Origin of the sequence: uncultured Ellagibacter sp., from assembly GCF_934636505.1 — a bacterium.
Classification (GTDB): domain Bacteria; phylum Actinomycetota; class Coriobacteriia; order Coriobacteriales; family Eggerthellaceae; genus Ellagibacter.
This window is the reverse complement of sequence record NZ_CAKUAL010000020.1, coordinates 1-12,339: the sequence shown is the minus strand read 5'-3', so window position 1 is coordinate 12,339 and position 12,339 is coordinate 1. Positions and strand designations below refer to the sequence as shown.

Sequence of the window (12,339 nt, the reverse complement as noted above, 5' to 3'; positions counted from 1 at the left end):
CTAGGAGAATGTCTTCGGAACAGGGGGTTTTGCAGCTAGGCGATGTTGCGCTCGTCGAAATCCTCCATCTCGAGCTCCTCGAAGCTAACGTTGAGCTCCTCTTCGATCTCGCGGAGCATGCGGTCTTCCTCCTCCCTGCGCCGCTGCTCCTCAAGCTCAATCCGAGCTTCCTTTGCGCGCTTCGCTTCGAAGAGCTCGGGGTAGCGCGGGTGGTCCTCCAAGCGCCTGGCGGGGTCCATCGCTCCGCGCTGGCCGCGCAGGAACACCCACCACATCCCCGCAGGCGTTTCCAGCAAGGTGCTGGCGGTTTTGTTCGCGCGGCAGGAGAAGTAAGTGGCGGTGCGCTCGTCCTGAAAGCCGAGAACAAGCTGGCTGTCGCAGTTGCCCACGATGGAGTTGGCGGTGGCCTCGCCGTAGCGTGCCTCGAGCTGGCTTATCGTCTGACACACCACCGTGCAGCTGATCTCGCGGCTGCGGATAACCGAGAGCACGTCGTCGATGTGGGGCAGGCGCAGGTTCGCGAAGTCATCGAGCACGAAGCGGACCGACACGGGGAGCCGATGGTCGGGGTAATCGCGGTCGGCCGAGCGACACAGGGAGGAAAACGCCTGCTGGATGAAGAGGCTTGTGAGCTTGTCGAGGCTTCGGTCCATGTCGTCGATGGTAACGAACAGCGCGCGCTTTTCGCGCCCGAAGCTGCGGAAATCGATCTGCCGAGGATTGCTGTACGACCTGATGACGCCTTCGAACCCGAACGGCACAAGGTCGGCCGCGAGGATTCCCAAGATGCTCGCATGCATCTTCTCCGCACCACACGTGGCCTTCGCGCGGTTGTACAGCGAGGGTGCGTAAGCCCCGGGGTCTTCTTTCTGCAGGTCGGTGAAGAGCGGGTCGACCGCTCGAGCGACGGCGAGCTCGAACATGCGGATTACCGACGACATGTTCTGCGCCTCGTCGGGCAGGGCCTCGAGCACGTAGGCGATATAGGCCGTGAGGTAGTTCGCCGCAGCAAGCGGCCAAAAGGAGTCGCTCGCATGCTCGTCAACAGGGCAGATGGCCGAAGCGATGGAGATGATGTCCTGCTGCATCGGTCGGCCCTCGCACCAGCGAATGTGGTCGAGAGGGTTGTATCCGATGGTGCCGTCCATGGCGTTGAAGTCGATGCAGTCGACGATGTAGCCGTTTTCCTCGAGGTAAGGGCCCACCTCGTGATAGAGGGAGCCTTTGCAATCGAGCACAATGTAGGACCCTTGGCATTGCAGCAGGTTTGGCTTGACGTGATTGCGCGTTTTCCCGCCGCCCGACGACCCGAGCACGAGAACGTTGTTGTTCAGCCCGCTTCGCCATGTATCGCAGCTGACGGATTTGTTGGCGGAAAGCAAGGTTTCTCCCTGGTAGGCTCTTCGCTGCGGGTTGCAGGCAGGCTCGCTTTCGGTTTTTGCGGCCGCGAAAGCTTGCGCAAGCTGATTGCTCGCGGCGTCTTTGGCGATGGTTTTGAATTCGGTGGCTTTCATAAGCAGCTCCTAAAGTTGGAGGTCGGCGATGGATGGGGAATTGACGGACGAGAGAAACGGACGGGCGAAGGCGGCGCGGGGGACGACCTGGTGGCATCAAGCTTAAGCCCGCTTATTGTCTGAGCAGGCTCGAGCCCCCACACTGCGCCGCTACAGCGTGTTTATGACGCGATCAGCGAGGTGCGCCGCCACCGCATCTTCCGCCTCGAAGTAGGTGTCTCTGGCGGTTATCTCGAAGACCTGCTCGAGATCCATTCCCGAATGCTGAGCGATGACCTGCGCTGTTATGTCGCGAATGCGCATCAGGTCGTCGGCGCGCGCCTTCACCGAAAGGGCGCTTCCGCCCACACCGCCTGAAATGAGCGGATCGTGGACCATCACGCGGCTGTGGGGCAGCATGTCGCGCGTGTCGCCGGCGATGAACAGCAGCGCTGCCATGCTCGCCGCAAGACCCAGACACACGGTGCGGATGGGGCAGCTCGTGGCCTGCATCACGTCGTAGAGCGCCAAACCCGAGCTCACCTCGCCGCCGGGGCTGTTAATGAAAAGTGTGATGGGTGCCGTAGGGTCGACCTTTTGCAGATAGAGAATCCCGCGGATGATGACCGCCACCGATTCCGAGTCGACGGGTCCGGAAAGCTCGAGCTCGCGGGAGGCGAGCATCGCGTCGCGGATGTCGAAACGCTGGATGCCGAGATTAGTTTCCTCGATGATTTGGGGAGGATAGACCGAAGTGCTCATGCCGTGCCTTTCTTCGAATGGGCGCCAAGCGCCGGAGGGTGGTTGAAGGCAGGGCTATGCAAGGCTCGACGCCAAACGAGCGCTCACCGTCATGCGGATTGCGTGGCGGGAAAGAAGGCGCACGGAGGCTCAGCGATGCCGCTCCTGCTTAACATTTCCTCATCTTCAGTTGTTGCGGTATTGAGAACGGTCATGTAACACGCCGCAGCTTGTAAAGCCGCTTAAAGCAAAGGCAGCCGGCGCCGCCCCCATGCCGTGTATGACGGGGAATTCTGTGACACACTTCGAGAAGCAAGGGCGGCCGGTGCCGCCCCCAGAACTCCCAATAAAAAAGACGGACCAGCCGTCAACGGGTGCTTCCAGAGTATAGACGAAGAAGCCCCGAATTGGCAAGCATTAATTGGAACGCTTGTTCGAATAGCACTCTCATCAGGCGTTTTGCCTTGGTGCGCTGCGCAGGCGTCGCCAACCCCGGCGCGAGGGAATGCGAGCAAGCACCGCACCCTCGCGCCGTCTAGGCTGCTAGTTGTCCTGCGTCATGCGGCGATAGCGGTCGAAGCGACGCAGTGCATCCTCTTTGCTCTGCTCGAAGAGTCGCTCTGCCTCCTCGGGGAAGGTTTTGGTGAGCGAGGCATAGCGGTTCTCGCCCGCAACGAACTCTAAGTAGTCCATGGTGGGCGCTTTGGAGTCCAGGGTCATCGGGCTCTCCTTGCGCGGGTCGTAGCGGTACAGCGCCCAATAGCCGCTTTCCACCGCGCGCTTCATCTCGCCCTGGGCATCGTGCATCCCGCACTTCAGGCCATGCGAGGTGCAGGGCGCGTAAGCGATGATGACGGAGGGGCCGTCGTATTCCTCAGCCTCTTTGAGCGCCTTGACCAGCTGGTTGTAGTTGGCGCCCATCGCCACCTGGGCGACGTAAACGTTGCCGTAGCTCATAAGGATTGCGCCCAAATCCTTCTTGCCGGTCTTCTTGCCGCTCGCCGCGAACTGCGCGACGGCGCCCGCGGGCGTAGCCTTCGAGCTCTGGCCGCCGGTGTTGGAGTAGACCTCGGTGTCGACCACGAGCACGTTCACGTTGGCACCACTCGCGACCACATGGTCGAGCCCGCCGAAGCCGATGTCGTAGGCCCAACCGTCGCCGCCGAACATCCAAAACGTCTTCTTGGCCAGCTGATCTTTGAACTTGAGGACCCCCTCGCACACCTTCTTGGCGCTGTTGGTGAGCGAACCTGTCGAAGCCTCGATTGCCGCCACGAGCGCATCGGAGGCAGCGCGCGAAGCGTCGAAGTCGTCGAAGGCGGCGAGATAAGACTCGCACGCAGCCTTGACCTTTTCCATGGCAGCGGGCTCGGGTGCGTCGCCCTTGCCGTCCTTCGGGTTCTCCAGGCCGCATGCAAGCACCTGCGAAAGCTTCTCGACGCGCGCCTTCTCGGCCGCGCGCTGCTGGGTCGATCCAAGATAGAGACCTAACGATAGCTCGGCGTTGTTTTCAAAAAGGCTGTTGGTCCACGCAGGGCCGAAGCCGCGCTTGTTCACGGTATAGGGGATGCCAGGGAAGGGCGCGCCCCAGGCCTGCGAACAACCTGTGGCGTTTGCCCAGTACACGCGGTCGCCGAACAGCTGGGTGAGGAGCTTGGCGTAGGGTGTCTCGCCGCAGCCCGCACATGCTGCTGAGAACTCGAGGAGCGGTTGCTTGAACTGCGAGCCCTTGACTGAATAGGGATCGAATATGCTGTCCTTGTCGGTAAGCTCCAGACCGTATTCCCACAGCGTGCGGCTCGCGTCGGTGAACTTGGCGGGCTCCATGGAAAGCGCGTCTGCCGGGCACACGTCGGCGCAGCTGCCGCAGCTCGTGCAGTCGAACTGACTCACCTGGAGAGTGAAGCGCATGCCGTCGGGAAGGTTCTTTCCGCCCTTGAGAGCGACGGTCTCGAACCCGGCGGGGGCGATGGCGGCCTCCTCCTCGCTCACCAGGTAGGGACGGATCGCGGCATGGGGGCACACGAAGGCGCAGCGGTTGCACTGGATGCAGGCGTCGGCCTTCCATGTGGGCGTGGTGACGGCAATGCCTCGCTTCTCGAAAGCGGTGAGGCCCATGTCGATGACGCCGTCCTCGTAGCCCGCAAACGCGCTCACGGGAAGCTCGTCGCCTTTCTGGGCGTTCACGGGATGCAGTATGTTCGCGACCACAGCTGGCAGGCCCTCGTCGCTTGAGCATGCGTCAAGCTCGGCGTTTTCCCAGCTCGCAGGGACCGCGACCTCCACGCACCTCTGGGCGCCCTCCTCGATGGCGGCCACGTTGCTCGCCACCACGGCGTCTCCCTTGCGCGCATAGGTCTTTCGCGCCGCGTCCTTCATGTAGTCGAGGGCCTCTTCGACCGGCATGAGCCCTGCGATCTTGAAGAACGCCGCCTGCAGCACCGTGTTGATATGGCTTCCCAGGCCCACGCGCTGCGCGATCTCGACCGCGTCAACGGTGAACAGGCGGATGCCGTTGCTCGCGATGTAGCGCTTCATCGCTCCGGGCAGGTTGGCATCGAGCTCCTCAGGCGTCCAGCCCGTGTTCAAAAGGAACGTGCCGCCCGGCTTCACCTCCTGCACCATGTCGTACTGGCGCACGTAGCTCTGGTTGTGGCAGGCGACGAAATCGGCGCGCTTCACGTAATACGTGCTGCGGATGGGCTTTTTCGAGAGGCGCAGGTGCGACTTGGTCACGCCGAAGGACTTCTTGGAGTCGTACTCGAAATACGCCTGCGCGAACAGGTCGGCGCAGTCGCCCAAGATGCGGATGGTGTTGTGGTTGGCGCCCACCGTGCCGTCGCCACCTAAGCCCCAGAACTTGCAGCTGTAGGTGTCGGCGTCCTTGAAGTCATCGAGCGGTTGCACGGGAAGCGACAGGTTGGTCACGTCGTCGTTGATGCCGATGGTGAAGCCGCGTTTGGGCTGGTCAGCAGCAAGGTTCTCAAACACGGCGACGATCTGGGCGACATCGGTGTCCTTGGAGGAAAGTCCATAGCGCCCGCCCACAACGAGCACCTTGCCCGCGCGCTCGCTGTTCGCGATGACGCTCGAGACGTCCAGGTAGAGCGGCTCGCCGGCCGAGCCCATGCACTTGCAGCGGTCGAGCACCGCGATGCGTTCCACGCTTTGGGGCAAGACTCCTAAGAAGTGCTTCGCCGAGAAGGGACGGTAGAGGTGCACCTGCAAGAAGCCGTAGCGTTTGCCAGAGCCCGCAGAGTGGGCCTTCGCGTTCAGGTAATCGCATGCTTCCTGCGCAGTGCCCGAGACGCTGCCCATCGCGACCACGACGTCGGTCGCGTCGGGCGCGCCGTAATAGTCGAACACGTGGTGCTCGCGGCCCGTCACGCTGGCGACCTGCGCCATGATGCCCTCGACCACATCTGCCAGCTCGTCGTAGGCGGTGTTGTTCGCCTCGCGCACCTGGAAGTACACGTCGCCGTTCTGCACGGTGGCGCGCAGCATGGGATGCTCGGGGTTTAAGGCGCGCGCCCTGAAGCGATCGAGCGCCTCGGTGTCCATGAGCGCGGTGAGCTTCTTGGTGTCGGGCATGTCGATGCGCGAAAGCTCGTGCGAAGTGCGGAAACCGTCGAAGAAGTGCATGAACGGGACGCTGCCCTTCACGGCGGCGAGGTGCGCAACGGCCGCCATGTCGGCTGCTTCCTGAACGCTTCCCGAGCTGAGCTGCGCAAAGCCGGTGTCGCGGCACGCCATGACGTCGGAATGGTCGCCGAAGATGCTCATGGCGTGCGTGCCCACCGTGCGGCTCGCCACGTGCAAGACGCCCGGCAGGCGCTCGCCGGCGATGCGGTAGAGCACGGGAACCATGAGCATGAGGCCCTGGCTTGAAGTGAAGCTCGTTCCCAGGCCTCCTGCCTGCAGCACGCCGTGGATGGCCCCGATGGCGCCCGCTTCGGACTGCATCTCGGTCAGCTGCACGCGCTGGCCGAACATGTTCAGACGGCCCTGGGCGCTCCAGCGGTCGGTGTGCTCGGCCATGGGCGAAGACGGCGTGATGGGGTAGATCGCCGCCACCTCGGTGAAGTCGTAGGCGACATGGGCCGCAGCCTCGTTGCCGTCAACCGTTACGTAGTTGCTCATCTTTTAGTCCCTCTCCCTGGCAATGGTGCCAAACGCAAGCGGGGGCGCGCATGACGGCCCCCGCAAAAGGTCTCTCTCGATACAGGTTACTTCTTCACGAGGTCCTGAAGCCCCAGCTCCTTAACGGCGGCTTCCCTCATCTTGTACTTGAGGATCTTGCCGGCCGCGTTCATGGGGAAGGAGTCCACGAACCTGATGTAGCGAGGCACCTTATGGCGCGCGATGTTGCTCATCATGAACTCGCGGATCTCGTCTTCAGTCATGGACTCGCCCTCCATGAGGATGATGCAGGCCATGGCCTCCTCGCCGTACTTCTTGTCGGGCACGCCCACGACCTGGCAGTCGCTCACCTTGGGGTGCGTGATGACGAAGTCCTCGATTTCCTTGGGATAGATGTTCTCGCCGCCGCGGATGATCATGTCCTTCAGGCGGCCCGTGGCGACGAAGCAGCCACGGTCGTCGCGCATGAGCAGGTCGCCGGAATGCAGCCAGCCGTCCTCGTCCACCGTCTTGAAGGTGGCGTCGGGCATCTTGTAGTAGCCCTTCATGATGTTGTAACCGCGCGAGCAGAATTCCCCGACCTCGCCGTTGGGCAGCTCCTCGCCGGTCTCCGGATCGATGATCTTGCACTGGACGTGCGGGAACGCGTAGCCGACGGTCTCCGTGCGCAGGTCGAGCGGGTCGGTCCAGGCGCTCATCGTGGAACCCGGGGCCGACTCGGTCTGGCCGTACACCGACACGATGCCGGTCATGTTCATCTCGTCGGGCTGGGCGGCGCGCTTCATAAGCTCGGGCGGGCAGCCGGCACCGGCCATGATGCCTGTGCGCATGTGGCTGAAGTCGGTCTTGCGATAGTCCTCGTGGTTGAACATCGCGATGAACATCGTGGGGACGCCGTTGAAGGCCGTGATCTTCTCCTGCGTGATGCAGTGCAGCGACGCCTTGGCGCTGAAGTAGGGCATCGGGCACAAGGTCGCGCCGTGCGTCATGGACGAGGTCATCGACAGGGTCATGCCGAAGCAGTGGAACATGGGCACGTGGATCATGAAGCGGTCCGCGGTGGACAGCCCCATGCGGTCGCCGATGCACTTGCCGTCGTTGACGACGTTGCGGTGCGTGAGCATGACGCCCTTGGGGAAACCCGTGGTGCCGGAGGTGTACTGCATGTTGCAGACGTCGTCGGGGCGGACATCGGCGGCCATGCGCTGGATCTTCTCCAGCGGCACGAGCTCGGCGCGCTCCATGGCCTGGTCAAAGTTGAGGCAGCCAGGCATGTCGAAGCCGACGGTCACGACGTTGCGCAAAAACGGCAGCTTCTTGCAGTGCAGCTGCTCGCCGGGCTTGGTCTCGGCAATCTCGGGGCACAGCTCGTTGATGATCTGGCGGTAGTTGGAATCCAGGGCGCTCTCGACCATAACAAGCGTGTGCGTGTCGGACTGGCGCAGCAGGTACTCGGCCTCGTGGATCTTGTAGGCCGTGTTCACCGTGACGAGCACGGCGCCGATCTTGGTGGCCGCCCAGAAGGTGATGTACCAAGCGGGCACGTTGGTGGCCCAGATGGCGACCTTACTGCCAGCCTTCACGCCCATGGAGACGAGCGAGCGGGCGAACGTGTCGACGTCGTCGCGGAATTCCTCGTAGGTGCGCGTGTAGTCGAGCGTCGTGTACTTAAAACAGTACTGGTCGGGGAAGCATTCGACCATTTTGTCGAGCACTTGCGGAAAGGTCAAGTCGATGAGCTCGTCTTTCTTCCACACGTATTCACCCGTGCCGTCGTGGTTGAGGTAGAGCGTGCGGCGCTTGCCGCGGGTGTCCTCAAACTGTTCCATGTAGTTCACGAAGTGCGGGAAGATGACCTCCATGTCGGTGAGGTCGGGCATCCATGCGGGGTCCCACTCCAGCGACACGTAGCCGTCGTAGTCGATGGAGGACAGGGCGCGCACGACCTCGTCGATGGGCAGGGTTCCCTCGCCAACCAGGTTGAAGCTTCCGTCGTCGTCGGAATCGCGCATGTGCACGTGCTTGATGTAGGCGCCTAAGTTCTTGACCGTCTGCGCGGGGGTTTCGCCGCCTGTGCGGTAGACGTTGTGGACATCCCACAGGGTGCCCAAATAGTCGCTCGCGTAGCGGTCCATGATGCCCGCCATGCGCGTGGTGCTGGAGAAGATGCCGCTCGACTCGATCAGCAAGACGACGTCGCTGGCTTCCGCATAGGGCACAAGCTCGGCCAGGGCGGCATGGATAGCGTCCTCATCATCGTTTTGCGCCACGACGACGACCCGCTCGACGCCGGCGGCGGCGGCGAGGTCGATGAGGTCTTTGGCAGCTTTGATCTGCTCTTCGCCCGCCGAGATGTCGACGGAGGAATCGAGCGCGGGGATGCATAAGCCCTTGTCGCGCAATGCACGAGCGGTAGCCTGGGTGTTATAGCGCTCAAGCGGGCCGCCCTTGCCGGTGAAGACAGTGTTGATGATGGGGTTGTGGATCTCGATGCCGGAGAAATCCATCTCGAGCGCGGTGTTCACCAACTCGTCCCAGGAGTGGTCGGCCCAGCCGCGGGTGGAAAAGGAAAGCTTCATTAGTTCTGCTCCTCGTAAGCGATCTTATTGAGCGCGTTGATGTAAGCGCGGATGCTGGACTCCACGATGTCAGTGGAGATGCCGCGACCGGAATAGACCCTGCCGTCGGCGATGAGCTTCACGATGGACTCGCCCATAGCCTCGCGGCCCTCGGTGACCGCCTGGATGCGGAAGTCGTCGAGCTCGTAGTGTGTGCCCACGACCGACTCGATGGACTTAAACGAGGAGTCGATGGGGCCATCGCCGAGGGAAACCGCCTCGATGACCTCGCCGTTCTTGCGCAGCGAGATGTGGGAGGTCGCCTTGAAGCTCAAACCGGCGTTGATAACGTAGCCCTCGAGGATATAGGTGGGGGGCACCTGCAGGGCAGCGGAGGCCACGATGGCGTCGAGCTCGGTCGCGCCCACGCGTTCCTTATTGGCGGCGATCTTCTTGAATGCCTCGAACACCGCGGCGGCGTCCTCGTCGGAGAGGCTGTAGCCCAGACGCTCGACATACTGCATGACGGTGTTCTGGTCGTCGCCGGCGGTGAGCACGATTCCCTCGACCGCTTCGGAAACGGAGCCGGTGAACTGGGCCGCCTTGGAGCGGTCCTCGCAGCACAGGCGCGCGATCTGATTCATGGCGCGCTTGAGCTCGGTCACGCGGACGTGGCACTGGGCGTCCAGGGCGTCGGACTTCGCCGCGAGGATACTCGCCACATTGTCGAGCGCGACGACGCCCATAGGGTAGGACGTCGCCTTGACCAGGGAGGCACCTGCCATGACGCCGGCAACGGCACAGGCGTCCGCCATGTTGAGGTTGTTGCAGCACGAAATGCCCAGCTCGATTTCGGCAAGTTGGGGAGCGGCCTTTAGGAGGTCGCCGATAAACTGGGCGAACTCTTCGGGCAGCATGGAGCCTGCGGCGTCGCATACGGTCACCGTCTTGGCGCCGGCGCGGGTGACGGCCTCGATGACCTTCGCCAGATAGGCAACGTCAGTGCGGGTGGCGTCGATGGCCACGAACTCGACGTCGTCGGTGAGCGCGGCGCACTTGGCAACGGCACGGGCGGCGTCGTCGATGAGCGCGTCGGCCTTCTTGCACTGGATGTATTCCATGCACGAGGGGCTCACCGCGGCCTCGACCTGCAGGCGGACGTGCTGTGCGCCCTTCGCGGCGCTCCAAACCGCCTCGATGCTCTCATCGTCCATCTTCACCGGAACGGCGAGCGTGCTGTTCTTCACCAGGGAGGCAATCGACTTGATTCGCAGGCTGTCCACCTTTGAGGACTCGATACCCTCGACCTCGATGGCGGCGACGCCGATACGGTCGAGTATCTTCACGATTTCAAGCTTTTCCTTGAAGGATAGGGAAAGCGCCTTCGAGGCAGCTGCTTCCCTCATCGTGATGTCACTGACGCGTATGTCTCTCATGTACGACTCCTGACTTATACCAATCGTTCCCTAGGAGATGCCTGCGGCAATCCGAACCGAAGTGCCCGCGGGCAGTCAAACACCCACCTTAGCGCTAAAGTTTGCATTATCGCACCTCATGCGCAAGCAAGCGATAAAAACTACCGATTTTTGCGGTAAACGCCGATTCGCTTCTGCGTTTCTGCGGAACTCGACCTCAACCTCATCCTGCTCAAAAATGACGCGCTCGCGGTTTGCGCCGTCGCGGACAGCAAATTGCTTTCGGGGACAAATCGCCCCGCCGTGGACAGAATTTGCCGATATGTGAGGATTCGCCTCCGCCTTCAGCTCGTCTTCCTTGGAGAGCTCAGCAAAAGCCCAGGCCGCAGCCAGCCGAGAGTCAGGACGGGCGTTTTGGGGCAACTCGGGGGCTCACATATTGGCAGATTCTGTCCACGGCGGTGTGATTTTCCAGGAGAGGGGACGCCGCGCTACCCGCCGCGCCGTCACACGTCGAGACGAATCGCTGCTACGATATCCTTGAGCAGTTCGGGAGGCGCGCGTAAAGGCGGGGAAGTCGAGGGGCATTTCGCAAGGAGAGAAGCTCAAGGGGGAGCTTCTCAAGACAAGGAGTCATGATGAAAAAGCTCATGGCGGCGTTGCTGGTTGCGGGCCTGTTCGGGGCCGTTGCCCTTGCGGGGTGCGCTGCGGGTGGCGAGGCGAAAAACGAAAGCTGCGAAGTCACGAGAATCGTCCTTGTGAGCACTGGCGGAGATGTGAACACGCTCGATGCCTACGTGTTCGAGCCCGAGCCGTCTCTCACGCATGTTTCTCTTGCGCCGGACACCGATCTCTCCCACGTAGGGGAGGAATCCCCCTGGCCTGAGGAGGCGGAACTTAGCAGGGAGCGACTGTCCATCTCGGAGGCAGACTGGCAAGGCCTCGTCGACGTCGTCGACAAGGTCGACTTCATGGACCTTCCCGAAGTGATCAAGGTTTCGGATCTGGTGCTCGACACGCCGTCGTACTACATCAACGTCAAGACGACCGAAGGCTCCCACGAGTCGGGGGGCTACGCCGCAGGGTTCGGCTCAGACGAGCCCAACGAGCGTTTCGACAAGCTGCACGAAGCCCTGAATGACGTCATTGCTAAAGGTACCTGGAAGGCGTAGCGTAGCGTAGTAAGAAGGAACAATCGTGGCCTTCCTTTGGCGGAAGGAGAGCATCTCGCATTGGTTGAGCACTCGCAAGCTTGCGGATGGCATTTCCTCTTTTCGCTCGCTTCGCGGTGAGACGCGCATGCAGGGGTAGGGGAAATGAGCGGTGACCAGGCACTGGTGCGCGAGCTTGGCTGTCGATTCGCAAGTTGGCGTTATCCGGTGTATGCGTCTTCCTCGCTGCAGCTGAAGTCATAGGTCGCAAGATACGCCTCGTCCTCAGCGCTTTCCGGAACGTCGATACGCTCGATTTTGAACACGACGGGACGGGTTCCGTCATTGCAACAAGCGATCATGATGCGCTCGTCGTTTGTCCAGTTCTTCATGATGGCGCCGCCTGCAAGCGCCGTGTAGATGTAGCGGCTGATGGCGTCCCATGCCTCCGCGCAGGGGAAGGGCGGGTTGAGCTCTCTCCCGAAGTGGTAGAAGTCGTCCTTTCCGGCCTCGCGCTCGAACAGGTATTCCTGTCCTACTTCAAAGCAGGGGCAGGGACCGCTTTCGGGGTCTGCGAGATAGTCCTTCTGGAGCTCGGAGAACAACTTCTTACCGATGACCGTCACATTGCACTTGTGCTTCAAGGCGGCCCCCTTTCTCGTGGTGCGCGGCGGTGATTTCCCCTGCAAATCATTGGGTTATAGGCAAAAAAGTGTGTCCCTTTTCGCATCCAAACCCCAGCTCACCTCTCCAGTTTTAGCTGCTTAAAAATCCCAGCCCTTTTAAGAGGACGGCAGAGAAGTGTGTCTGATTTAGGCTTGACACCGCAGGTCAGGCTACG

At 61.9% G+C, this 12,339-nt stretch carries 7 protein-coding genes; 1 reads left to right on the top strand and 6 read right to left on the bottom strand.

The window, feature by feature from the left end; all coding sequences use genetic code 11:
• Positions 1-35 precede the first annotated feature (35 nt).
• From Q0G18_RS03900 to Q0G18_RS03880, 5 genes are all read right to left on the bottom strand, one after another.
• On the bottom strand, positions 36-1,514 hold the full coding sequence (locus Q0G18_RS03900; protein ID WP_297149654.1) for a VirD4-like conjugal transfer protein, CD1115 family: 1,479 nt from the start codon (positions 1,512-1,514) through the stop codon (positions 36-38).
• Between the two features lie 150 nt (positions 1,515-1,664).
• Positions 1,665-2,255: a ClpP family protease gene (locus Q0G18_RS03895; RefSeq protein ID WP_297149653.1), complete on the bottom strand. Its 591-nt coding sequence runs from the start codon at positions 2,253-2,255 to the stop codon at positions 1,665-1,667.
• 522 nt (positions 2,256-2,777) lie between these two features.
• Positions 2,778-6,374, bottom strand: a complete 3,597-nt coding sequence (gene nifJ, locus Q0G18_RS03890; protein ID WP_297149651.1) for a pyruvate:ferredoxin (flavodoxin) oxidoreductase — start codon at positions 6,372-6,374, stop codon at positions 2,778-2,780.
• Positions 6,375-6,460: 86 nt separating this feature from the next.
• Complete coding sequence (locus Q0G18_RS03885; protein ID WP_297149650.1) at positions 6,461-8,953, bottom strand: AMP-binding protein; 2,493 nt, start codon at positions 8,951-8,953, stop codon at positions 6,461-6,463.
• On the bottom strand, positions 8,953-10,368 hold the full coding sequence (locus Q0G18_RS03880) for an alpha-isopropylmalate synthase regulatory domain-containing protein (RefSeq protein ID WP_297149648.1): 1,416 nt from the start codon (positions 10,366-10,368) through the stop codon (positions 8,953-8,955). Before Q0G18_RS03880 ends, Q0G18_RS03885 begins: the two co-directional genes overlap by 1 nt.
• 617 nt (positions 10,369-10,985) lie before the next feature.
• Between Q0G18_RS03880 and Q0G18_RS03875 the strand changes: the two genes are divergently transcribed.
• Positions 10,986-11,519 carry a hypothetical protein gene (locus Q0G18_RS03875; protein WP_297149646.1) on the top strand — a complete coding sequence of 178 codons (534 nt, stop codon included), beginning with the start codon at positions 10,986-10,988 and terminating at the stop codon, positions 11,517-11,519.
• 200 nt (positions 11,520-11,719) lie between these two features.
• Here Q0G18_RS03875 and Q0G18_RS03870 read toward each other — a convergent pair whose 3' ends face one another.
• Entirely contained in the window at positions 11,720-12,142 is a 423-nt protein-coding gene (locus tag Q0G18_RS03870) for a TIGR04076 family protein (protein WP_297149644.1), read from the bottom strand.
• Between the last annotated feature and the right edge of the window lie 197 nt (positions 12,143-12,339).

Excerpts from the sequence above, each read along its gene's own strand:
- Q0G18_RS03880 (WP_297149648.1), bottom strand. The coding sequence starts at position 10,368 with ATGAGAGACATACGCGTCAGTGACATCACGATGAGGGAAGCAGCTGCC.
- Q0G18_RS03885 (WP_297149650.1), bottom strand. The coding sequence starts at position 8,953 with ATGAAGCTTTCCTTTTCCACCCGCGGCTGGGCCGACCACTCCTGGGAC.
- Q0G18_RS03875 (WP_297149646.1), top strand. The coding sequence starts at position 10,986 with ATGAAAAAGCTCATGGCGGCGTTGCTGGTTGCGGGCCTGTTCGGGGCC.
- nifJ (WP_297149651.1), bottom strand. The coding sequence starts at position 6,374 with ATGAGCAACTACGTAACGGTTGACGGCAACGAGGCTGCGGCCCATGTC.
- Q0G18_RS03900 (WP_297149654.1), bottom strand. The coding sequence starts at position 1,514 with ATGAAAGCCACCGAATTCAAAACCATCGCCAAAGACGCCGCGAGCAAT.
- Q0G18_RS03895 (WP_297149653.1), bottom strand. The coding sequence starts at position 2,255 with ATGAGCACTTCGGTCTATCCTCCCCAAATCATCGAGGAAACTAATCTC.